The sequence below is a fragment of the Streptomyces sp. NPDC004838 genome (assembly GCF_053600955.1).
On sequence record NZ_JBSGAW010000043.1, the window covers coordinates 34,288 to 57,124 of the forward strand.

The window sequence follows — 22,837 nt, forward strand, 5'->3', positions numbered from 1 at the left end:
GTCAGTGCTTTCCGCCGCCCTCGCCCGGGGCCTCGAGCCCGCCCCCCAGCGAGCCGATGTCGTCCATGATCTGGCCCTGGGTGGACTTGATGTTCCGCAGTTCCTGGAAGTGGCCCTCGGTGATACCGGTGAAGGCGGTGGAGATCTGCCCCAGGCATTCGATGACGTAGTCGCGCTCCCCGTCGACCCTCGGCTCCATCTCGTCCGCGTAGTCGTCGTGGACGCCGGTGATTCCGTAGAACCTGTGGGTCGGTTCCACAGCCTGCGAAAACGCGTCCGCGAGCCCCTGGAACTCCTTGCCCATTTCCCGGGTCTCGGAGATGAACGCCGCCAGCCGGACCGGGTCCGCCTCGTAGGAGCCGTATCCGCCCCCCGTCATCGGTTCTTCCTCCGGTCGTTCCCGCCGTCCGCCGCGGACGGGGTGGCCTCGCCGTCCTCGGTGATCTCGTCGCGGAGCCGGTCGTCGGTGCCGCGGCGGGCGGACTCGCCCCGCTTGACGCTCTCCATGAGGGGACCGAACACGTCGTCCCAGTCGACGCCCGCGCCTTCGACGTCCGGGCGGGCCCCGGTGCTCTCGGCCAGCGGGCGGAACGCCTCCATCACGGTACGAGCCATCTCCGCCTCGCCCTGCCGTGCCGCCTCGATCACCGAGGCGGCGAGCTGGGCGGCTCCCATCGTGCGGTACTTGCCGTCGAGGAAGCGCACGTCGGCGAGGTGGCCCTGCGCGTCGACGGTGACCTCGACACTGCGGTCACGGGAGCGCATGGTGACGCTGGTCGCACGCAGCCGCTGCTCCGCGGCGGCGACGGCCTGCCGGGTCTCCTCCAACTGGGCCATCGCCTTCGCCAGCCGTTCCTGGATCGGTTCACTCATCTGGTCTGTTCTCCGGTCTCGTTCAGCGGCCGATGACGGCGGGAGCGCCGCCCTCGTCCGTGCCCCATACGTCCTCGTCCTCCTCCACCCAGGACGCCCGCTCCCGGTCGCCGCTCTCGGTCTGCTGCTGGCCGCCGCCCCCCTGGCCGCCCATCGGCGGCATGAAGGGCATGCCCGGGGAGGCCGTGGAGAGACCGCCGCGCTGCGCCGCCGACACCTGCTCGTCCTGGCCGCTCCGGCCGCGGCGGGTGGCGGCCGGCTGCGAGTCGTCCATGGTGCCGCGGACGCGTTCGCCCTCCGCGCCTCCCGCCCCGCCGCCGCCCATCCGCATGCCCGGCGGCATCATCGGCATCCCACCGCCGGCGCCGTTGCCGGCGCCCATGCCGTGTTGGGAGGCGTGGGGGGAATCGACGATTCTGTCGTACAGCTCTTCCTCGTAGCGGGACGGGTAGGGCGAGGAATAGAGGGAGCCGGAGCCCGGCGCACCGCCGCTGCCGAGTGCGGAGGGGAGGGTCTGTCCCCGTTCGATCGGGGTGGTGATGACGGAGCCGTCGGGCCGGGTGGTGGTGACGGTGCCGCGGTCGGGATCGAGGACGCTGACGGAGCCGTCGCGCGCGGTGGTGACGAGACGGCCGTCGCCGTCGAGCCGGGAGACGGTGCCGTCGCTGTTCCTGATCGATTCGCCCGGCCGCAGGTTGTCGACGCGGGTGGAGCCGTCGGGCAGGGTGGTGACCACCTCCCCGGTGGCGGGGTTGATGGTGCGTGAGGAACCGTCGGGGTAGTCGAGGGTGACTGTGCCGTTCGGGTTGAGCGTGGAGGTGGCGTATGCGGGGTTGGCCCCGTAGCCTCCCGGCGGTCGCAGTCCGTCGCGGGGCAAGTCGCCGGAGGAGCCGGAGCTTCGTCCCGGGTCCTGCATCTGCCGTTCGGCGCGCTTCTCGGCCTCGGCCTGTCTGCGGTCGGCCTCCGCCTGCCGCTTCTCGACCTCGCGCCGCTGCTCTTCCTGCCGCGCCTCGGCCTCCCGCCGCTGCTCCTCCTGCCGGGCCGCGTACTCGGCCTCGGTCCGGATCCGTCGCTGTTCCTGCTCGGCTTGCCTCTCTTCTTGTTTGCGTTCGGCTTCGGCCTGTTTGCGGTCCGCCTCGGCCTGGCGCTCCTCCTGCTTGGCCTCTTGCTCGGCCTGCTTCTCCTCCTGCTTGCGCTCCAACTCCTCCCGCTTGCGGTCCGCTTCCGCCTGCCGTTCTTCCTGCTTACGTTCCAACTCTTCCTGCTTGGCCTCCTGCTCGCGCTCCTTCTCCTCCTGCTTGAGCTCCGCTTCCGCCTGCCGTTCTTCCTGCTCCTTGCGCTGCCGCTCCTGGTCGGCACGGGCCTGCTGCATCATCAGCATCTGCTGCGCCTGCGCCTGCGCCTGCTGCTCCCGCTCCTCCTGCCTGCGCTGGGCCTCCTCCTGTTTGCGTTCGGCCTCCGCCTGCCGTTCTTCCTGCTTGGCTTCCTGCTCGGCCTGCTTGGCCTCCTGCTTACGCTCCAACTCCTCCCGCTTGGCCTCTTGCTCGGCTTCTTTCTCGGCCTGTTTACGTTCCAGTTCTTGCTGTTTGGCCTCCTGTTTGGCCTCTGCCTCCTCCCGCTTGGCCTCTTGCTCGGCTTCTTTCTCGGCCTGTTTACGTTCCAGCTCCTGCTGCTTGGCCTCTTGCTTGGCCTCTGCCTCCGCTCGCTTGCGCTCGGCCTCCGCTTCCTTCTCGGCCTGCTTGCGCTCCAGCTCCTCCTGCTTGAGCTTCTGCTCGGCTTCCTTCTCGGCCTGTTTGCGCTCCAGCTCCTCCTGCTTGAGTTTCCACTCCTCCTCGGCCTTCTTTTTCTCCTCCTCCGCCTCCTTCTTCTCCTCCTCGGCCTTTTTCTTCTCCTCTTCGGCTTTCTTTTTCTCCTCCTCGGCCTCGGCACGCGCCCGGGCGGCCTGGTCCTTGGCCAGCAGCTCGCTGAGGCTGATCGTCTCGGTGTGCACCTTCTGCGGCAACCGGTGGTCGTCCAAGGCACTCTGAACCTCGATGAGGGCCCGCTTGCCGGCTGTGACGAGGACGTTCTCCACCGTCTCCTGCCAGCGGCGGATGGCCTCCTCACCGATCTTCTTCCAGGTCTCCTTGTCCTCCAGCATTCCGAAGCTCGTCATCTTCGGCGTTCCGTGGGTATCCGACGTTTCTTGGGTCTGCGCTTCGGCGGTGAAACCCGGCTCCTTGACGTAGTGGTAGCCACTGGTGCTGGTGCTGCCGTAAGTGTTGTACGTGATGTTGTACTTGAACCGGACCTTGGTGAGGTTGTTGTGCCAGACGCCATCGGTGATTTCCACCAGCACGTCGTGTAGAAAGCGCAGCGGATTACCGGTCAGCAACTGCCAGCTGTCCCACGTGAGTTTCAATTGGTATGCGGCGTTGTAGATCTGCTTGGCGACACTTCGAAGGTGTTGTCCATAGACGGACTCGGACTTGTCCGCCATCGGGAACTGCTCACTGTAGGACTCGTAGGTGCGTACCAAGCCGTGGATGATGTCCTTGAAGACGCCTGCGGCCCTGCCCTTCCAGGACGCCTCCTGCCGACCCAGGTCGAACTCCCAGTCCCTGAGGTCCTTCAATCGGTGCTCGAAGAAGAGCGCAACCCGGTCGAAGGCTCTGGCGCTCTCGTAGAAGGACTCCAGGTCCACCGCGCCCAAGTCCGTCACAGGGATGCCCTGCCAGCTGAAGGGTTGGGATTTCTCGTCGTGCAGCAGTTTGCCCAGCGCCAGACCGCCACCGTAGCTGTACGCCGCCAGATCCTCGTTGCTCCAGACCGTGTCCTTGCTCTGTTCCTCGAAATCATGGCCGAGATGGCTCGTGAACTGAGTGCCCGCCACCACACCGCCGGCCGGCGGGTCGTCGGTGCTGGCGGTGCCGAGCAAAGTGACACGGGCCCTCTTCATCTTGACCCTGGTGCCCACCGGGGCCTCGCCGATCGGCCCGTGCATGCCCGAGAAGAACGGGACGAGGAAGTCGGTGTTGTTGATCCGCCAGCCGGCGTTCTCATAGCGCCAGTTCTGGTCGTGTACGGGGTCAAGCGCCGCGTCTTCGGCAGGCCCGGGATAATCGTCGAACTCCACCCGCATCAGGGGGATCTTGTCGTTGCCGAGCAGCGAGTTGAACACGGTCCCGCGCTTGGGCAACTCATAGCCGGTGAGCGCATGCACGGCGTCGCGCCAGTAATCGTCATGGGAAGTCGCGGGTTTGACATTTTCTTCAGCCATGACGGGATCTCTCCGGGCGTATGGTCAGGATGGGGCGTGTGCGGGCGGGATACGGCGGCGGTCAGGCGTCCTCATCGCCCCCGCCGCCTCCACCGCTGATCTGCGAGCCGGACAGACCGGACTCCACGTCCTCGAACACGTCCAGGAAGTCCTGGCCGTCGATGTCCACCAGGTTGCCCGCCTGAGTGCTGAAGAGCGTGTCGATCGTGGTGCGAAGGTTCTCTTCGAGGTCCTGGAAGAGCTTGGTCTGATCCTCGTAGATCCCGTTCAGGCCCGTTGCCGTTCGTTTGACGGCTGTGTTGAATTCGACGCCCTGGTTGTTCAGGTATTTTCCGTTCACCATCATCCCGAGGCGCAGCGGATGCGCTTCGCCGTAGTTTTGGACGCTGCTGAGGTCGAGTTTTCCGGAGAGATATGCCATGGCGAGACCGAACTCGTTGTCCTCCGAGATGCTCTTCAGATCCGTCCGGAAGGGTTCGACGCGCTCCCTGAGGAAGGACTCCAGACCGGCCTTGTCCAGGCTGAGTTTGCCGGTCTCGGATTTCGGGTCTTGCGGCTCCGCCATCTACGTCTCCTCGGGTGCTGTGGTGCGTCGGCCGCATCAGCGGCCGCCAATCGTCACCGACTCCCACATCTGGGTCAGGGACTTGCTGCTGTAGTCGTACTGCTCCGAGATGCGGCCCAGCAGATTGGCGTGCTGGGTGAGGATGCCCTCCATCGCCTCGACCGCGCCGTTCCACGCCTTCTGTTTCTCTGCGTAGACGTCCTTGTCGTCACCGACCCAGGAGTTGCGCAGGGCGTTCAGTTCCGCCTCCAGAGTGACGAGGATGGTGGAGATCCTCTTGGTCTGGTGGACGAGCTCGTCGGCGGCGTTGGTCATCTGCGAGTAGTCGACGTAGATATAGCCGTCGGTGAAGTCCATTGCGTGTCCTCGTCTCGGGTCGGGTGCGGAGTCGGCTGCGAAGAGGGCGGCCCGATGGGGCGGGTCAGCCGCGCAGCTGGTCGAAGATGGCGTCGGACTGGGTGTACGCCTGGTTGATCTCTTCGACCGCGGAGCCCTGCTGCTTGCCGTGCTCGACCAGGGTCTGGTTCAACGCTTCGATCATGTCCTGGACGTTGAACAGGACGGTGTTGCAGTTCGCCTCCCACTTCTCGACGAGCTGCCCGAAGGCCCCGCCGTCCGCGCCCTGGTAGTGGGCCATGAGGTTGTTCCTGGTGTTCTCCACACCCTGACGGCTCTGGGTGATCTGGGTGAACGCCATCTCCAGAGCCTGGATGCCCTTGCGGGTATCCGACTCGTTGGACTGCTGCATGCCGTTGAGGGACATGCCTCACCTCTCCCTGGGTCTCATCGGCTCTTCGGAATGTCCGGAGCAGCCGATGCTAGGCAGCCCCGATTGCATTCCGGCCGGTCCACCTTGCCGCCGGATTGTTTTTCCGTTGTCGCCCCGGAGTTTCCCGTCTACCGCCAGGCGCACCGGGGGGCGGTCACCGAGGCGCGGCCCGCCTCGGCGGCCTCGGGGTGCAGGTCGGGTCCGGAGGGCAGCATTGCCAGCATCAGCGCCGGCATCTCGCCCGGTTTGACGCTCTTGTAGCCGAGGGCCTCGATCGCTTTGGCGCTGGCCAGCCGGTACTTCACCCCGGTCTCCGTGACCAGGTAGAGGGTGCCGCCCACCGCACCCCCGCCCGCGCCCACCAGCCGCACCAGCGCGCCCCGTCCCGGCGGCACGGTGACCCGGTCCACGGGCAGACAGGCGGCGGCGGAGACGCCGGAGGAGTGCTGGGCGACCGGGCCCAGTCCGGTGGTGGGGGGCAGCGCGACGGCGAACCGTGCGCCCTCGCCGTCGGGCGTGACCAGTGCGCACGGGGTGCGGTCCCGGGGGACGCTCACCGCCCTCGGCGGGGTCTTCGGCTTCTCGCCCAGGCCCTCGGTCCGTCCGGTGGGGGGCACCGGATGGCCTCGCAGAGCCTCGGAGGTCAGGGGGGCCGCGACGGGCGTACGGCCGTCGTACGCCTCGGCCCGGACGCGCGGATCGGCCAGCAGCAGGGCGAGTTCGGTGGCGGTGAGGGGAGCCAGGCCGTCGGCGCGCAGCAGGTAGTGGCGCTCCTCGGCGCCGGGCACCGCGAGGGTGAAGACCTGGCCCACTTTGGTGGCCCGGCCGCCCAGGTTCGGGCCCGCGTCGCCGAGCCCCTCGACGGCGGGGGCCGCGAGGTCGGGTCCGGCGGGCAGGGCGTTGAGAAAGGCGGCGGAGACCGGCACCGGCCGCACCGAGGCGTAGCCCAGGGCCTCCCTGGCCGCGGAGTCGCGGTTCAGGCGGAGCCGGCTGCCCTGCCAGAGCAGATAGTCGCTGCCGTCGGGCCCGGCCACCAGCAGCCCCTCGGAGGGGGCCAGGCGGTCGCCGCCGCCGTCGTGCGCGACGGCGAGGGTGGTCACCGTCTGGGTGCGGCCCGCGCCGCGCGGGGTTTCGGTGACGCACATCCGCCAGGCGTCCTGCGACAGATCGCCCGCTGCGGGCAGTTCGTCGGGGGCGCCGGGGATGCCGATGGGCGTGCCGCGCGGCACGCCCATCAGGGAGGCGGTGCTCACGGTGGTGGTGGACAGTTTGGCGCCGGCGATCAGTTTGGCCGAGGCGTAGTTGCGCACCGGGCGCAGCCGTCCGTCCAGGTAGAGATAGCGGGCGCCGGTGCCCTTGTCGACGATGAGGCCGCCGGAGGTCTGCCAGGAGTTCTGCTTGCCGGGGCTGACGAGGCCGACGACGAACGCGCCCACGGCCACCAGGATCGCGATGATGACGCCGATCGCGATGCCGCGGTTGGTACGGCCCTGGGGGCTCTCGGGGGCGTCCGGGTCGGAGCGGAGCATGCTGGAGGTGAGCCGGCCCATCAGGAACATATGGGCCTGGACCTGATCGCGCTTGTTCTGCATCGGTGGTCGGTCCTTAGGGTCAGCTGTTGGGGGACGGTCAGCTGTTGAGGGCGCGTAGCCAGCCGTAGACACCGAGCACCCACAGGGCCAGCGGAAGCAGGCTGATGGCCATGGCGGAGTGCAGGATCTCGGCGGCCCGGCCCCAGTAGGGCACCAGACGGCGGCCCGGGACGGTCCAGGAGGCGATGGCGATGGCGGCGCCGGCCACGAGGAGTCCGGCGACCAGCAGCAGCCGCCCGCCCGCGTCGGCGTCCGCGGCGGTGTCGTACACCAGGAGCGCTCCGCCCCACACACCGGCGGTGACGAGGGAGAGCCGCTGGAGGATGTTCCCGAGGCCGCGGCTGTGCAGCAGCAACAGCAGCGACAGGGCGGCCGACGTCAGGACGGTGGGCAGGGTCGGCCGGTGCATGAGGCCCATCAGGCAGGCCGCGCAGACGGCGGCGGTCGCGGCGTACAGGCCGGTCATCCAGCCGTCGGCGACCGCGGTGCGGGCGGCGATCGCGGACGGGGAGTGCGGTTCGATGCCCTCCTGGAGCTGCTCGGCGTTGGAGGGCAGCGGCGGCATCCGCAGACCGGACAGCCGGAACGACATCGACGGTACGAACGCGCCGAACAACACCGCGACCAGGGCGACCACGCCGGCCGCGTGCCCGGGGCCGAGGTCGCCGGCCGTCATCAGGGCACCGGCCCCGACCCCGGCGGCGGCCACCACCACCAGGGCCAGGAAGAGCGCGGCGAACGCGGCGACGGCGGCGACGGCGAGCATCGCCCCGCCGGCCGCGGCCGCCCCCGCGGCGAGCAGCCGGGCGCCCATCACCTCCCAGTGGTCCGGGCCGCCGAGGTCGCCGCCCGGCAGCAGCCAGCCGGCCAGCGCGAAGAAGGGGGCCGCGGCGAACCCGAGGGCGGCGCCCGCCTCCGCGTCGCCGACCGCGCGGCTGGCGGAACCCGCGCCGCCCAGGAGCAGCAGGCCGGTGACGGCGGCCGCCAGGGCGCGCAGTTCGCCGGAGGGTCCGGGCCAGGCCAGGACGGAGAGTCCGGCGCCCAGGGTGAGCACCAGCAGGCCCAGCAGGACGCGGCGTGAGGCCGAAGGACTCCAGCCGAAGGGCCGCCGCTCCATCGTCCCGGCGATGCCCTCGACGATGTCGTCGAGCAGGACCTCGGGCAGGGCGTCGGTACGTGGTCTGAGGTACAGGGTCTCGCCGTCGAGCACGCCGAGTGCCGCGAGGCCGGTGTCCTCGTCGAGAGAGGAGCCGCCGAGCCGCTGGAGAACCCAGCCGCCGTGTTCCAGGCCCTCCTCGTCCAGATCGTCGCCCGCGTGCCGCACCAGAGTGGGCAGCAGGTCGGCGACGGGAACGTCGGCGGGGACCGCGAGATCGATGGACTTGGCCGGAGCGCGCACGGTGACGCGGCACAGTCCGGACGTGGTGCTGTCGCTCATGGGGGAAAACTCACGCTTCGTCAGGAGACGCCAAGGGCCTGGTAAAGGTGGATCGTTGGACGTGCGCGCCGTCGCGCTGCACACTTGGACCGGCTCCTCGCGTTCCTCCGCCCGAGTGAACCGTGACACGGATCGTAGACTGTCCCCGGCTGGTGGGTTTCGCCTCATGGGGTCGGCTGCGGCGGCATGCGCCCCTTCGCCCGTTCTGTCTGCCCTGACGGCCCGTTCCCCCGTTTCACCGCTCCGCGCCGCCGCGGACCGCGGCCCCGATTCCCCGTACCCGAGTCGTGCCCGTGCCCCTCCGAGGCACCCCGAAGGAGAGCGCTCGTTGAGTACCATCCTGTTCCGTCGGCCCGCCCGCAGGCGCGGACCGGACATGCCCGACGGGGAGCTGAGCCTTCAGGAGCCGCCCACGCTGCCGGAGGTCACCCCCGACAGCTCGGCGGTCTGGAACTACCTGCCGATGGCGCTGATGTCGGTGTCCATGATGCTGATGTACATGCGCCCCGGCGGCGCCAAGAGCGGCGTGTTCATCTATCTGGCGCTGGGGATGATGGTGGTCTCCGCCGCCGCGATGGTGCTCGGCCAGTACGTACGCCGCAGCAGCGAGCGCAAGCAGCGGCTGAAGGGCGAGCGGCGGGACTATCTCCGCTATCTGCGCCAGGTACGCCGCAAGGTACGCGCCATGGTCGCCGAACAGCAGCGGGCACTGGCCTGGCGGCATCCCGCGCCGGGCGCCCTGTGGTCGCTGGTGGGCACGAGCCGCCTGTGGGAACGACGCCCGACGGACGACGACTTCGGCGAGGTGCGGGTCGCGATCGGGAACCAGAAACTGGGCGTGGACCTGGCACCGCTGTCCACCAAACCGGTGGAGGACCTGGAACCGTTGAGCGCCCACGCGCTGCGCAGCTTCATCCGCGCCTACTCCACCGTCCCCGACCAGCCGATCGCGGTATATCTGCGCACCTGGGCACGGGTGTTGTTCCGTGGGGACCAGGAGCGGATCCGCGCGCTGGCACGGGCGATGGTGGCCCAACTCGCGGTGGTGCACTCACCCGAGGACGTCTGGATCGCGGTGTGCGCGGCCGACGACCGGCGCGCGGACTGGGAGTGGGTGAAGTGGCTGCCGCACAACCTGCACCAGGTGGAGACGGACGGCGCGGGCGCGGTACGGATGGTGGTCACCTCGGTGAACGAGCTGGACGACCTGCTCGGCGTGGAGTTCGCCGAGCGGGCCGCGTTCGACCCGGAGGCGCGGCCCGGCCGCGAGGAACCGTACGTCGTGATCGTGCTCGACGGAATCACGCTCCCGTCCGGACATCGGGCGGACGGGCCGGGCTTCCGCAACACGGTGCTGCTGGACCTGGACGGCGCGCTGACCTGGCGCCCGGGCCGGGTGACACTCCGTCTGGACCTCGAAGAGGAGGAGATGCGGCTGGTGCGCACCGACCGGGAGCGCAAGGAGCAGTTCACCTCCCTGGGGCGGCCGGACGCGATGGGCGTGGCGACCGCGGTGTCGCTCGCCAAGCGGCTGGCGCCCTACCGGATGGGCATGAGGCGGGACACGGGCGAGCCGATGGCCGCCGACACCGAGCTGACCACCCTGCTCGGCATCGCCGACCTGCACCGCCACGACCCGGCGTCCCTGTGGGAGCGCCGCACCCGCTCGGAGCGGCTGCGGGTGCCGATCGCGTTGGGCCCCGGCGGAGAGCCGGTGGAGCTGGACATCAAGGAGTCGGCGCAGGGCGGCACCGGGCCGCACGGCATGCTCATCGGCGCCACCGGTTCGGGCAAGAGCGAGCTGCTGCGCACCCTGGTGCTGGCGCTGGCGCTGACCAACTCCTCCGAGACGCTGAACTTCGTCCTGGTGGACTTCAAGGGCGGCGCGACCTTCCTCGGCCTGGACGAACTCCCGCACACCTCCGCGGTGATCACCAACCTGGCGGACGAGGTGGAGCTGGTCGCCCGTATGCAGGACGCGGTGCACGGCGAGCTGATACGCCGCCAGGAGCTGCTGCGGGCCGCGGGCAACTACACCTCGGCGCTGGAGTACGAGAAGGCGCGGGCCGACGGCGCGCCGCTGGATCCGCTGCCGAGCCTGTTCATCGTGGTGGACGAGTTCAGTGAACTACTGTCCGCTCACCGCGAGTTCATGGAGCTGTTCGTGATGATCGGGCGGCTCGGGCGCAGCCTCGGAGTGCATCTGCTGCTCGCCTCGCAGCGGCTGGACGAGGGCCGGATGCACCAGTTGGAGTCGCATCTGTCGTACCGGATCGGTCTGCGGACCTTCTCGGCGATGGAGAGCCGCGGGGTGCTCGGGGTGCCGGACGCCTACGAGCTGCCGCCGACGCCGGGCAGCGGCTTCATCAAGAGCGGTGTGGAGGCGCTGACCCGGTTCCGCGCCGCGTACGTCTCCGGCCCCTACCGGCCGCGCAGCGGCTCGGTGAACCAGGCACGGGTGGCGAGCCAGGTGGTGCCGTGGACTTCGGGCTGGGTGGTGCCCCGGCAACTGCCCGATCCGCCGGAGGAGGAGCGTGAGGAGAGCGGGCAGACGGAGGAGGAGGGCCAGTCGCTGCTGTCGGTGGCGGTGGAACGGATGAGGGACGCTGGGCCTCCGGCCCACCAGGTGTGGCTGCCTCCGCTGGGCGAGCCGTCCACCCTGGACGAGCTGCTGGGCCCGCTGGAGCCGCACCCGGAGTACGGGCTGACCTGCACGGCGCTGCGGGGGCGGCTCAAGGCGCCGGTGGGCATCGTGGACCGGCCCTTCGACCAGCGCCGTGACCCGCTGATGGTGGACCTGTCGGGCGCCGGGGGCCATATGGCCGTCGCGGGCGGCCCGCAGAGCGGCAAGTCGACGCTGCTGCGCACGCTGATGACCTCCCTCGCCCTCACCCACACCCCGCGCGATGTGCAGTTCTACTGCCTGGACTTCGGCGGCGGCACGCTCTCCGGGCTGGTCGGTCTACCGCATATGGGCGGGGTCGCGGCACGGGCGGACCGGGAGCGGGTGGGGCGGGTGATCGCCGAGGTCACCGCCCTGCTGGCCCGCCGCGAGGGGTTCTTCCTGGAGCACGGCATCGACTCCATGGCGTCCTTCCGGCGGCGCAGGGAGAACGGGGAATTCCCCGACGAGCCCTACGGCGACGTGTTCCTGGTGATCGACGGGTGGCCCACGGTCCGCCAGGACTACGACCAGCACGTCTCCACGTTCGGCGCGCTGGCGCAGCGCGGTCTGAACTACGGCATCCATCTGGTGGTCACCACCGCCCGCTGGGTGGAGCTGCCCGCGGCGGTGCGCGACCAGGCGGGCACCCGGCTGGAGCTGCGGATGGGCGACCCCATGGACTCCTCGGTCGATGTGCGCAAGGCGGCCAAGGTGCCGCGGGTGGCGGGCCGGGGCCTGACCCGAGACTCGAAGCTGCATTACCTGACCGCGCTGCCGCGGCTGGACGGCCGTACCACCGCCGCGGACCTCTCCGACGGGGTGGCGGACCTGGTCGCCCGGGTGAGCGAGCACTGGTCGGGCCCGCCCGCGCCGCCGGTCCGGATGCTGCCCACGCTGCTGCCGGCCGCCGAACTGCCCGCCGCCGGGGAAGACGGTCTGCGGGTGGCGCTGGGCGTCGAGGAGGAGAGGATGGGCACGCTGTGGCACGACTTCACGGCGACCCCGCATCTGATCGTCGTCGGCGACACGGAGAGCGGCAAGACCAACCTGCTGCGGCTGATGGCGAAGGCGATCACCGAGCGGTTCACCCCCGCCGAGGCACGGATCATGGTGGTCGACTACCGGCGGGACCTGGTGGAGGCGGTACCCGACGACTACCGGCTGGGGCACGCGGTGTCGCTGGACGCGCTCAAGGAGATGGTGGACGGCGTGGGGCGGGCGGTGCGCACCCGGTTGCCCGGCCCGGACATCGCGCCGTCGCGGATGCGGCAGTGCGACTGGTGGACCGGTCCACGGCTGTTCGTACTGGTCGACGACTACGACATGGTCGCAGGCGGCGGCGCGATGAACCAGCCCTTCGGCCCGCTGGCCGACCATCTGGCGCTGGGCTACGAGGTGGGCATGCACCTGGTGGTGGCCCGTTCGGCGGGTGGCGCCGCCCGTGGGCTGAACGACCCGCTGATGCGGCGTCTGCTGGAGGTCAACACCCCCGGCCTGCTGCTGTCCTGCCCTCCGACCGAAGGCTATGTGTTCGGCAATATCAAGGGCCGCCATCTGATCCCCGGTCGCGGGATGTGGATCACCCGCCGCAAGAACACCGACGTCCAGACGGCGCTGGTCGACACGGACGCCCCGTGACCGGCTCGGCCACACGGAGAGCGACCCGGCCGGGGCACGGGCCCGGCACCCGGGTTCCGTACGCCCGGCACGGCGGGACCCGGGGCGTCGCCGCGCGGGCGGAGCCGGGACCGGGCGAGCGCGGCACGCCGCCGGGCCCGCCTGTCGGGCGGCGTCCCGGGCTCACCTTCGGCCCGCCCGGCCGTGTGCTCGGGGCCGGTGCTTCCGCCGTCGCACCGGGGCCCGTCGCCGGTTCGGTGGGCGCGTCCGGTACGGCGAGAACGCGCGGCGCGTCCGGTGCGGGGGTCCGGCCCCGGTGCCCGGACGGCGAAGCCTGTCCCGTACGGACCGGCGAAGTGCCTTCCGTACGGACGCGATCGACCCCCGAGGGGCGTTCGGCCCCGGCAGGCCCCCACGGCGGGCGCGGGCCGTGGATTCCGCGACACGCCCTAGCCGGCCGGGCGCCAGCCCCTCGCCTTGCCCAGCGGGACGACGACCATCGCCGCGCCCACCAGCAGCACTACCGCCAGGGCGACGCCGCCGATCACCATGGCGCGGGCACGCGGGCGCGCGGAGGCGGAGGCGGGGACCTCGGCGGGCGCGGGCTTCGCCGCCGCAGGGGCCCGGCCGTCCGGGAGCAGCGCGGTCAGCGCCGCGTAGACGTCGAGCCGGGGAGTGTGCTCGGGATAGGCGGCCTCGGTCAGACGGCGCACGGTGGCGGCGACGTCCAGCTTCGGCTGGTAGGCGCGGATGAGCGCGGCCGTCCCCGCGACATGAGCGGCGGCCAGCGAGGATCCGGAACCGATGAAGTGCCCGGAGCCGCGGACGCCGATGCCGACCACGGCGTCGCCGGGGGCGGACAGATCGGGGTCGAGGGCGACGGGCGCGTTCTCCGGCCGACCGCCCCCCGGACCGTGGTCGACCACCGACAGCACCGCGGGCAGCCGGGCCGGCCAGTAGGGGCGGGCCCGGGTGTCCGGCCTGCCCCCCGCGCCATCGGGGGCGACGTCCGGTACGGCGGGGGCGACGACGAGCACGTCCTCGGCGCTCGCGTGCTCGATCGCGGCGGCCAGTTCCGGGCTTCCGCGGTCGAGCACCTGGCCCACGTAGACGACGCGGGCGTCCGCGTCCACGGCGTCACGGATGCCGCGCGCGACGAGCCGGGCGTCCGGGACACCGCGGCTGTCGGTTCCCCGCAAAGCGAGGATCCGGGCGTCGGGGGCGACGCCCGTGACGCCTCCCTGTCCGGTGGGCGCCGCGGCGATCAGCCCGGCGGCGAAGCTCCCGTGCCCCACGCAGTCCTGGCCGGCCCCGCCCACGGCGGTGACCCGGCCCGCCAGTGCGGGAGTCCGGGCTCCGACGCCGGTGTCCACGACGGCTACCGTGACACCCGCGCCCCGAGTGAGCTGCCAGGCACGGGAGAGCTGGAGCGCCTGATGGGTCCACGGGCGCATACGCGCGGTCTTGGCGGAGGCGGTCGCACAGGAGTCTTCGGCGGCCATCCGCAGGCGCAGCGGCGGAAGGCTCACCGGGTCGTGGCCGTCGGCGCGGGCCGGTGGGGCCAGCACCAGGGCGGGTATCGCGGCGGCGACCGCGAGGGCCGTGAATCGGCGGCAACGGTCGTACAACATGCGGCACATGGTAGGCGACGTGAAGGCGGGACCGGAGAGCCCCCGGTTGCGCATGAGACACATGAGAAGCAGGAGGGGCAAGCGTGTCACGGCAAGTACTGACGGTGGGTCAGGGACAGTCGGACGAGTTCCGGACCATCGGCGAGGCACTGGCCGCGGCACGGACGGGCGCGGTCATCCAAGTAGGGCCCGGCCGCTACGCCGAGAACCTCACGGTGCGCACCCGCGTCACGATCGTCGGCGAGGGCGAGCCGGGGTCGGTGGAGATCTGCCCGCGCCGCGGCACCGCGCTCACGCTGGTCGCCGACGCGGTGATGCTCACCGACCTGGTGCTGCGCGGCGGCAGCGAGGACGTCGCGGTGGTGGACGCGCCGCGCGGCCAAGTGGCGATGGACCGCTGCACGGTGATCGGCTCGGGCTGGACGGCGCTGCTCGCCCGCCAGACCGGGGCGCTGGCGATGCGCGGCTGCCGCGTCACCAACCGGGAGGGCGCGGGGGTCGTGGACACCTCCGCGGAGCCGAGCGTCATCGAGGACTGCGTACTGGAGAACCTCGGCTCCTCGGCCGTCGTGCTCAGCGAGAGCGCCCGGTCAACCGTGCGCGACTGCCGGATCCGCGACGCCCGCGGCAACGGCGTGCTGGCCAACGGCGAGGCGCAGGGCACCATCGAAGCCTGCGACATCAGCGGCACCGACAAACCCGCCCTGGCGCTGGAGGGCAGCAGCACCACGCGGGTCGTGCACACCACGGTCCGCGACAGCACGGTCGGCGTCTACCTGACCAGCGCCGCCCGCCCGGTCCTGGAGGACGTCACGGTGTCCGGCACCTCCGGACCGGGCATCACCCTGTCGGCGGGCGCCGACCCCCTGCTGCGCCGGTGCACGACGACCCGGACCAAGGGGCACGGACTGCTCGTCACCGAGCGGTCACGGGGCACCTTCGAGGACTGCGCGTTCGACTCGGCGAGCGGGGCCGCGATCAGGGTCACCGACTCCAGTACCCCGTCCTTCCTGCGTACGACGGTACGCGACTGCGCCGACCCGGAGGCGGCGGTGCAGCTCACCGAGCACTCGACCGCGGAGTTCGACCGGCTGGACGTGACCGACGCCCGCGGCAGCGGCGTCCTCGTCCGCACGCACGCCAACCCGCTGATCCGCAGGGCCCACATCACCGGAGCGGGCCGCCACGGCGTGCTGGCGGACGACGACGGCCGCGGACGGCTGGAGTTCTGCGTCGTGGAGCGGGCGGCCGGGGCCGGGCTGCGGATCGTCGCCGGGGCGCAGGCCCTGTTCGACGACTGCGCGCTGCGCGCCTGCGGCGAGGCGGCCGTGTCGGTGGGCCGGGAGGGCGTGGCCACCGTCCGGGACACGGAGGTCGAGGGCTGCGGCTCCTCCGGGGTCTGGGTGGAGGACGGCGGAGAGGCGTCCCTGACCCGGACGCGGATCTCCGGGGCCGGCGCGCACGGTGTGCTGCTGGCCGCGGGTTCCCGCGCGGAGCTGCGATCCTGCGACGTCCACGGCAACGTCGGCGACGGCGTCCGGGTGGACACCGCGGAGCCGGTGACCGTCGACGGCTGCGCGGTACACGACAACCGCGGCGCGGGCCTGACCCAGAGCCGGGCCGGGGACCGGCTGGAGGTCGTGGAGCTGGCCAGCACGGACAACGGCTCCCCGGACTCCTGGGGCGTGGACGCGGCAGCCGGCGGCGGCGCGCCCGGCGCGCCGGGCCAGGACGCGGGTCCGAAGGATCCGCTGGAGGAACTGGAGGCGCTGATCGGCCTGGAGGGCGTGAAGCACCAGGTCCGCACGCTGGTCAACCTCAACCAACTGGCGCAGCGCCGCAAGCAGTTGGGGATGCCGGTGCCGTCGATGAGCCGTCATCTGGTCTTCGCGGGGCCGCCCGGCACCGGCAAGACCACGGTGGCCCGGCTCTACGGCTCGATCCTGGCGCAGCTGGGCGTGCTGCCGGAGGGCCACCTGGTGGAGGTCTCCCGCGCCGACCTGGTGGCGCAGGTGATCGGCGGTACCGCGATCAAGACGACGGAGGCGTTCAAGAAGGCGATCGGCGGGGTCCTCTTCATCGACGAGGCGTACACCCTCACCTCGGGAGGCTCCTCGAACGACTTCGGCCGCGAGGCCGTGGACACCCTGCTGAAACTGATGGAGGACCACCGGGAGGACGTGGCGGTGATCGCGGCCGGCTACTCCTCGGAGATGGACGGCTTCCTCTCCTCCAACCCCGGTCTGGCCTCCCGCTTCACCCGCACCATCGAGTTCGGCAACTACTCGGTCGACGAGCTGGTCACGATCACCGAGAGCATGTGCCGCACCCACCAGTACGAGCTGGGGCCGGGCACCTCCCGGGCGCTCAACGCGTACTACGAGGGCATGGAGCGCGGCGCGGCCTTCGGCAACGGCCGGGCCGCGCGCCGGGTGTTCGAGGAGATGGTCGACCGCCAGGCGATCCGACTGGCCACCATGGACGAGCCCGCCGAGCGCGACCTGACGCTGCTGCTGCCGGAGGACGTCAGCGAGTCCGCCGCGAACCCGCGAACGGTGGCCGAGGACCGGGAGACGATGCTGGCGAAGCTGGAGGCGATGGTGGGCCTGCACGCCGTGAAACGCGAAGTCACCGACCTGGTCAGCCTGCTCACCACGGCCAAGCAGCGCGAGGCGGCGGGGCTGCCCGCGCCGAGGATCAGCCAGCACCTGGTGTTCTCCGGCGCACCCGGCACCGGCAAGACCACGGTGGCCCGGCTCTACGCCGACCTGCTGGCCTCGCTGGGGGTGCTCTCGCGCGGCCAGTTGGTGGAGGTGGCGCGCGCGGACCTGGTGGGACGCTACGTCGGCCACACCGCGCAGCTCACCAAGGAGGTGTTCCAGAGCGCGCTGGGCGGGGTGCTGTTCATCGACGAGGCGTACACCCTCACCCCGGAGGGCGCCGGCTCGGACTTCGGCCGGGAGGCCGTGGACACCCTGCTGAAGCTGATGGAGGACCACCGGGACGAGGTCGTGGTCATCGTCGCCGGCTACACCGAGGAGATGCGCGGCTTCCTGGCCTCCAACCCCGGTCTGGCCTCTCGCTTCTCCCGCTTCGTCGAGTTCGAGGACTACTCCACCGACGAACTGCTCACCATCATGGAGCGGCACGCCGACGAGAGCGGCTACACCTGTCCGGCCCTCACCCTGGAGGCGCTGCGCACCCACATCGACGCGGTGCCGCGCGGCCGTGCCTTCGGCAACGCACGGCTGGCCCGGCAGCTGCTGGAAACGATGGTCACCCACCAGGCACGCCGCCTGACCGGCGTGGGCCGGCCGAGCGTGGAGGAACTGCGGACCCTGCTGCCGGAGGACCTGCCGGCGGCGGGCCTGGGGGTGGGCGGCTGACGTGACCGGGGCGGTGCGCTCCCCACGTCGGCGAAGTCGTCCCCGGCCGCCTCGGGGGCGACCGCCTGAGCGGTCGTGGTGCCCGCGCTTGTGCCATACCGTCTGGTCACCGCCACGGGCGAAAGGAGGAGCGGCGGGCACCGTCGGCGGTGGGCTTGAGGACCTTCCCCACCGCCGGGCCCGTGCGCTACCCGCCGCCCAGCGCCTCCTTCAGCTCACCCCGCCGCCGTATCCCCAACTTCTTGTACGTGCTGGTGAGATGGGTCTCCACGGTGCGCCGGGCCAGGTAGAGCAGGCCGGCGATCTCCGTGTTCGTGTGCCCGTCGGCGGCCAGCCGGGCGATGCGGCGCTCGCTGTGGGTGAGGGAGCCGGAACCGGTGCGGGCGGAGGCGGTACGGCGGGCGCCGCTCTCACGCAGGGACTCCTCCGCGAGCGTCCACAGCCGCGGCGCCCCCAGGCGCTCGGCGCGTTCAGCCGCCTCCCGGAGGCTGCCGCGGGCCCGGGATCGCTCGGAAGAGCCGTTCCCGGCCGTGGTCAGCAACCGACCCCGCGCGATCAGCGCGGACACCAGTTCCGTCTCCGTGGCGGCGGGCGCGTCCCGCAGCAGCCCTACGGCCTCCTCCGTCAGTTCCAGCCCCCGCCGGCCGCCGGTCACCGTGCCGAGGACACGCAGCGCGCGGCCCACCGTGCGCGGTGTGCCCCACACCCGGGCCAGGCGCAGTTCCTCCTCGGCCAGCGCGCGTGCCTTCTCGGGACAGCCGAGGGCGAGCCGGCACTCGGCGGCGGCCGAACGCCACGGTGTGACCACCGGACTCTCCACGTCACGGGCCGACTGGCGCCGGCCGCACTCCAGGAAGTCGTGCAGCGCCCCTGTCATGTCACCCGCCGCGAAACGGTGCACGCCCCGCGCGTACAGGAACTGGTTCAGGTCCGCGGAGTCGGGGGCCGCCCGCAGATCGAAGCCGTCCGCGAGCCGCCCGGCCTCGACGGGACGGCAGGTCTCCACGAGCGCGATCAGGGTATGGGCATGTATATGGGAGGGCCCGGTGTGCGCGATGCCGGGAGGCTCGTCCGGCAGTCGTGCGTACTCGCCCCGCGCCGCCGCGATGTCGGCCCGTACGTTGAGCAGCGCCTCGTGCATGGGATGCAGCAGGCCGGGCCGCAGACCGGCCAGGCCGCGCTCCACGAGCCGTTCGGCCTCGTCGAGGTGGTCGGCCCACTGAGCGACCGCGGCGGCCGTCCCCAGCAGGAAGGGCTCGGTGGCCGGGTCGGCAGGCTCGGCGAGCAACTCGTGCAGCCGCAGCATCGCCTTATCCGCCGAGGCCAGGGAGGCGGCGGCCGCGTACCGCACGAGCAGCGCCCTGGTCGCCGGGCCCGCCCGTCCAGGCGATCGGGCGACGATGTCGCACAGCCACCGGTACACCTCCTCACGGACGGACTGGTCCCGGTCGGACAGCAGGGCGGACGCGGTCTGCAGGGGCCCGATCGCCTCGGGGCGGTCGGCGAGTTCGCCGTCCAGCGTACGCAGCACCTCCACGGCGGCACGGGTCCTGCCGCGCCCGCTCAGCGCGGTGCCCAGGGCCACGGCCGCGCGCACCCGGTCCTGCGGGGTGCCGGGCAGCCGCAGCGCCTCGGAGAGCCGGGGGATGCCGGCCGCCGAGCACTCCGGGCTCGCGTACTCCAGTGAGCCCAGCTCGGTCAGCAGCCGCTGCCGTTGCCCGTCCTCCAGCGGCTCCTCCAGCGCCCGGCGCAGGAACGCGACGGCGTCGTCGGCGCGCCCGGCCCCCAGGGCGAGCGACGCGGCGTCCCGGAGCACGGCCGGCGCCCAGGTGGCGCCCACGGGGTCGGACATCAGCAGTTGCCAGGCCACCGTCTCGGCGGGGACGCCGAGGTGCAGCGCCATCTCGGCGGCTGCCCGGCGTACCGCCCGGCGACGCTCCACGGGCACTCCGGTGAGCACCGCGTCCCGCAGCAGGGGATGGGCGTAGCGGAGGCGGGCGACGGCCCCCGGGCGCGGGCCGTCGTACGGGAGCGGCTCGGGGCCGGTCCCGTGACGTCCGGCCCGCGCGTGCGGGCCGGACGTCGTGGGGCCGGCTGGACGGTGAGGGCGCGATCCGGCGACGAGACGCAGCACGCCCAGGTGCGTCATCGCGGTGAGCCAGCCGGTCGTCCGGGCGGGGTCGAAGCCCGTCAGTTCCCCGAGCGGGGGGCCCAGGCCGGTGACGGAAGCGTCGGGGCCGGGCCCCACCGTCTCACCGTCGCACGCCTCGTCGAGGGCGGCCAGGGACCTCGCCACCTCCACCGTGCCGGGACCGGCGCTCTCCAGCCACCACCGCACAGCCGCCTGGTAGGCACCCGGGTACAGCGCGGCAGCGGTCTCCGGTACGGCCGGATGCCCGCCCGGAGCACCGAGGCCGGCGAGGTCGGCGAGGTCGCGCAGGAGGGCACGCAGCAGCAACGGGCTGCCCGAGCCGGCCCGTACGGCGCTGTCGACCCACGCCTCGGTGGCCGCCGGGAACTCCGCGCGCACCAGTTCGGCCGCCGACTCCGCGGAGAGCGGGGCGAGGGTGTGGACGCGCACGCGGGCGGGCGGGAGGGTGTGGGCGAAGCCGGGCGCGGGCAGGTCGATGTCGTACTGGGCGCGCTCGGTGACGACCAGCAGCAACGGCAGCGGTAACACGTCCATGTGCCGGGCGGACTCCACCATCCAGCCGTACGACTGAGGTTCGGCGAGGTGGACGTCGTCCACGGCGAGGAACAGTGGCGACTCGGCGGCGTACGAGCGCAGCGCCCGGCACAGCAGTGCGGCCCGCTCCCGCTCGCCGCCGGACGCCTCCAGTGCCTCCGACCCCACCAGCGGGCCGAGGAGTTGGAGGACCGTGGCGAAGGGCACGGTGGCGTCGCCCGGCGAGCAGCGGGCCCGCAGCACCCGCATGCCGTGGGCGGCGGCCTCGTCGGCGGCGGCCTCCAGGACAGTGGTCCGGCCGGTGCCGGTGGCCCCGCGCACCACCACCACGCCGCCGGCGCCGGCCCGAGCGCGAGCGGCCGCGGACGCCAACAGAGCGGCGACTTCACGGTGTTCACGCGGTTGGTCACGTCTCCGTTCGGACATCCCTGTCTCCTCCCGTGAGGTCTGCGACGGTCAGGGGTGGCCACCCCCGCGACGCGGTGATAGGACAGGACCCCCGGCGGTGGGACCCAGGACCGGTGAAACCGCGCGGGCCGCCGTGGTGGTGGTCCACCACGGCCCTGATCTCGTGGTCGTGCTCGTGGTGCTCCACGGTTGCACCTGTCCCCTCGCCACCGGAGTGTGGGAAGCGCACTCCCGCCACCGATCCCACTGAGGTGGCGCGCAAAGTGATACAGGGGGAACAATTGCTCAGCTCAACGCCCATCGCACGCCCCGGCACGGGGAGCACCGCGGACCGGATACCCGTGGCGGTGCACGCTCCTGATCCGATCTCCCGCGAAGGAACGCTCAGCAAGCTGCGCCGGCAACCGGAGGTAGTCCTCCAGGACGAGCCCGGGTCCGGTCCCGGCACGGTGGCCCTGCTCGTCGAGGACACACTGGACGAGGCCGCGCTGACCCGGCTGCGCCGGCTGCTGCGCGGCGACGGCGCGCGGGTGGTGCTCGTCGTGGGCGCCCTGCGGGAGACGGAACTGCTCGAAGTGATCGAGCGCGGGGTCGGCGCCATCGTGTGGCGGCACCAGGCCACCGCGACCCGCCTGGTGCAGGCCGTGCTCGCGGCCGCCCGCGGCGACGCCGACCTGCCCGCCGACCTGCAGGGCCGGCTCATCACCCAGATGGGCTCGCTGAAGCGCGGTACGTCCGGGCGTCCCGGCGCTCGCTCCTCCGGGCTGACGGAGCGCGAGTTGGACGTCCTGCGGCTAGTCGCCGAGGGGTTCGACACCCAGGAGATCGCCGCCAAGTTGTCCTACTCCGAACGCACCGTCAAGAACGTCATGCACGGCATAACCACCCGACTGAACCTGCGCAATCGGGCACACGCCGTGGCACATGCCTTGCGTGAAGGCTACATCTGACCGTACGGGCATCCGAAACCGAACGCGCGGGCAGTACGGTCCGCCCGCCGCCTTCCCCGGCGGCCCTGCGGACAGGCGCGGGCCGGGAGGCGGGATCGGGTGAAGCGCACGCAGCATCACGCACACAGCATCAGGCGACGGCGGACGACCACACAGCGCCTCGAGCCCGGTCACGGCAGGACGGAGTGCGACGGTGGCCGCTCAGTGGCCCGTCGGGGGGCGGGCCACTCGGAGAGTCGGCTCAGACCGGCACATCCCGTTGCCGGAACGACATCGCGCGTGAAGTGGCACCGGTCGTGCCTTCCTCCTGCCGGAACGCAGTACACACCACATATCGAACTCCCGGAAGGGGTCAGGATCATGGGGCGTATCAAGGTCGGTACGGAGAACAGTGTGGACATCGAGCTGCACTACGAGGACAAGGGGGCGGGGCAGCCGGTGGTGCTGATCCACGGGTATCCGCTGGACGGGAACTCGTGGGAGGGGCAGGTTCCGGTCCTGCTGGACGCCGGGTACCGGGTGATCACCTACGACCGGCGCGGTTTCGGGAAGTCCAGCCAGCCCTCGACCGGTTACGACTACGACACCTTCGCCGCCGACCTCCATGTCCTGCTGGAGGCGCTGGACCTGGACGACGCGGTCCTGGTCGGCTTCTCCATGGGCACCGGGGAAGTCGCCCGCTACCTCTCGGTCTACGGCTCCGACCGCGTCGCCAAAGCGGTCTTCCTCGCCGCCCTCGAACCGTACCTCGCCATCACCGACGACAACCCCGACGGCGCCGCACCCCCCTCCTTCTTCGAAGGCGTCTCCCAGGCCGTCAAGAAGGACCGCTACGCCTTCTTCACCGGCTTCTACCACGACTTCTACAACCTCGACGAGAACCTCGGCACCCGCGTCAGCGAAGAAGCCGTCCGCCACGCCTGGAACACCGCCACCGGCTCCGGCCCCATCGCCGCCGCGGCCGCCCCCCTGACCTGGCCCACCGACTTCCGCGCCGA

The 22,837-nt window shown here is 71.7% G+C and carries 14 protein-coding genes; 4 read left to right on the top strand and 10 right to left on the bottom strand.

The window, feature by feature from the left end; all coding sequences use genetic code 11:
* Window position 1 precedes the first annotated feature (1 nt).
* The 8 genes from ACWEFL_RS33505 to eccD form a co-directional block, all read right to left on the bottom strand.
* Complete coding sequence (locus ACWEFL_RS33505; protein ID WP_451720231.1) at window positions 2-379, bottom strand: hypothetical protein; 378 nt, start codon at window positions 377-379, stop codon at window positions 2-4.
* Entirely contained in the window at window positions 376-873 is a 498-nt protein-coding gene (locus tag ACWEFL_RS33510; RefSeq protein ID WP_451720233.1) for a YbaB/EbfC family nucleoid-associated protein, read from the bottom strand. Before ACWEFL_RS33510 ends, ACWEFL_RS33505 begins: the two co-directional genes overlap by 4 nt.
* 22 nt (window positions 874-895) lie before the next feature.
* Window positions 896-4,132, bottom strand: coding sequence for an AAWKG family protein (locus ACWEFL_RS33515; protein ID WP_451720236.1), 3,237 nt, complete (start codon window positions 4,130-4,132; stop codon window positions 896-898).
* A 61-nt stretch (window positions 4,133-4,193) separates the two neighbouring features.
* The gene (locus ACWEFL_RS33520; RefSeq protein WP_451720239.1) at window positions 4,194-4,697 is read right to left on the bottom strand and encodes a type VII secretion system-associated protein; all 504 of its coding nucleotides are present in this window, start codon (window positions 4,695-4,697) and stop codon (window positions 4,194-4,196) included.
* A gap of 36 nt (window positions 4,698-4,733) precedes the next feature.
* Window positions 4,734-5,054, bottom strand: a complete 321-nt coding sequence (locus tag ACWEFL_RS33525) for a WXG100 family type VII secretion target (protein ID WP_451720241.1) — start codon at window positions 5,052-5,054, stop codon at window positions 4,734-4,736.
* Between the two features lie 64 nt (window positions 5,055-5,118).
* Window positions 5,119-5,460: a hypothetical protein gene (locus ACWEFL_RS33530; protein WP_451720244.1), complete on the bottom strand. Its 342-nt coding sequence runs from the start codon at window positions 5,458-5,460 to the stop codon at window positions 5,119-5,121.
* 134 nt (window positions 5,461-5,594) lie between these two features.
* Window positions 5,595-7,058: a type VII secretion protein EccB gene (eccB, locus tag ACWEFL_RS33535; RefSeq protein ID WP_451720246.1), complete on the bottom strand. Its 1,464-nt coding sequence runs from the start codon at window positions 7,056-7,058 to the stop codon at window positions 5,595-5,597.
* 37 nt (window positions 7,059-7,095) lie between these two features.
* Window positions 7,096-8,496, bottom strand: coding sequence for a type VII secretion integral membrane protein EccD (gene eccD / locus ACWEFL_RS33540; RefSeq protein ID WP_451720249.1), 1,401 nt, complete (start codon window positions 8,494-8,496; stop codon window positions 7,096-7,098).
* A 328-nt stretch (window positions 8,497-8,824) separates the two neighbouring features.
* Between eccD and eccCa the strand changes: the two genes are divergently transcribed.
* Window positions 8,825-12,799 carry a type VII secretion protein EccCa gene (eccCa, locus tag ACWEFL_RS33545; RefSeq protein ID WP_451720251.1) on the top strand — a complete coding sequence of 1,325 codons (3,975 nt, stop codon included), beginning with the start codon at window positions 8,825-8,827 and terminating at the stop codon, window positions 12,797-12,799.
* A 428-nt stretch (window positions 12,800-13,227) separates the two neighbouring features.
* Here eccCa and ACWEFL_RS33550 read toward each other — a convergent pair whose 3' ends face one another.
* On the bottom strand, window positions 13,228-14,409 hold the full coding sequence (locus tag ACWEFL_RS33550; RefSeq protein ID WP_451720254.1) for a S8 family serine peptidase: 1,182 nt from the start codon (window positions 14,407-14,409) through the stop codon (window positions 13,228-13,230).
* Window positions 14,410-14,492: 83 nt separating this feature from the next.
* Between ACWEFL_RS33550 and ACWEFL_RS33555 the strand changes: the two genes are divergently transcribed.
* A complete protein-coding gene (locus ACWEFL_RS33555; protein ID WP_451720257.1) occupies window positions 14,493-17,795 on the top strand; it encodes a right-handed parallel beta-helix repeat-containing protein in 3,303 nt (1,100 codons plus the stop codon).
* A 187-nt stretch (window positions 17,796-17,982) separates the two neighbouring features.
* Here the strand turns inward: ACWEFL_RS33555 and ACWEFL_RS33560 are convergent, their stop codons facing one another.
* Complete coding sequence (locus ACWEFL_RS33560; RefSeq protein ID WP_451720260.1) at window positions 17,983-20,907, bottom strand: AAA family ATPase; 2,925 nt, start codon at window positions 20,905-20,907, stop codon at window positions 17,983-17,985.
* Window positions 20,908-21,170: 263 nt separating this feature from the next.
* Here ACWEFL_RS33560 and ACWEFL_RS33565 point away from each other — a divergent pair, with 263 nt between their 5' ends.
* Complete coding sequence (locus ACWEFL_RS33565; protein WP_451720263.1) at window positions 21,171-21,839, top strand: helix-turn-helix transcriptional regulator; 669 nt, start codon at window positions 21,171-21,173, stop codon at window positions 21,837-21,839.
* 360 nt (window positions 21,840-22,199) lie between these two features.
* The coding region (locus tag ACWEFL_RS33570; protein WP_451720265.1) for an alpha/beta fold hydrolase at window positions 22,200-22,837 on the top strand (638 nt) is incomplete at its 3' end.

Coding starts and splice junctions, on each gene's coding strand:
- ACWEFL_RS33505 (WP_451720231.1), bottom strand. CDS start 379: ATGACGGGGGGCGGATACGGCTCCTACGAGGCGGACCCGGTCCGGCTG.
- ACWEFL_RS33510 (WP_451720233.1), bottom strand. CDS start 873: ATGAGTGAACCGATCCAGGAACGGCTGGCGAAGGCGATGGCCCAGTTG.
- ACWEFL_RS33515 (WP_451720236.1), bottom strand. CDS start 4,132: ATGGCTGAAGAAAATGTCAAACCCGCGACTTCCCATGACGATTACTGG.
- ACWEFL_RS33520 (WP_451720239.1), bottom strand. CDS start 4,697: ATGGCGGAGCCGCAAGACCCGAAATCCGAGACCGGCAAACTCAGCCTG.
- ACWEFL_RS33525 (WP_451720241.1), bottom strand. CDS start 5,054: ATGGACTTCACCGACGGCTATATCTACGTCGACTACTCGCAGATGACC.
- ACWEFL_RS33530 (WP_451720244.1), bottom strand. CDS start 5,460: ATGTCCCTCAACGGCATGCAGCAGTCCAACGAGTCGGATACCCGCAAG.
- eccB (WP_451720246.1), bottom strand. CDS start 7,058: ATGCAGAACAAGCGCGATCAGGTCCAGGCCCATATGTTCCTGATGGGC.
- eccD (WP_451720249.1), bottom strand. CDS start 8,496: ATGAGCGACAGCACCACGTCCGGACTGTGCCGCGTCACCGTGCGCGCT.
- ACWEFL_RS33550 (WP_451720254.1), bottom strand. CDS start 14,409: ATGTTGTACGACCGTTGCCGCCGATTCACGGCCCTCGCGGTCGCCGCC.
- ACWEFL_RS33560 (WP_451720260.1), bottom strand. CDS start 20,907: ATGTCCGAACGGAGACGTGACCAACCGCGTGAACACCGTGAAGTCGCC.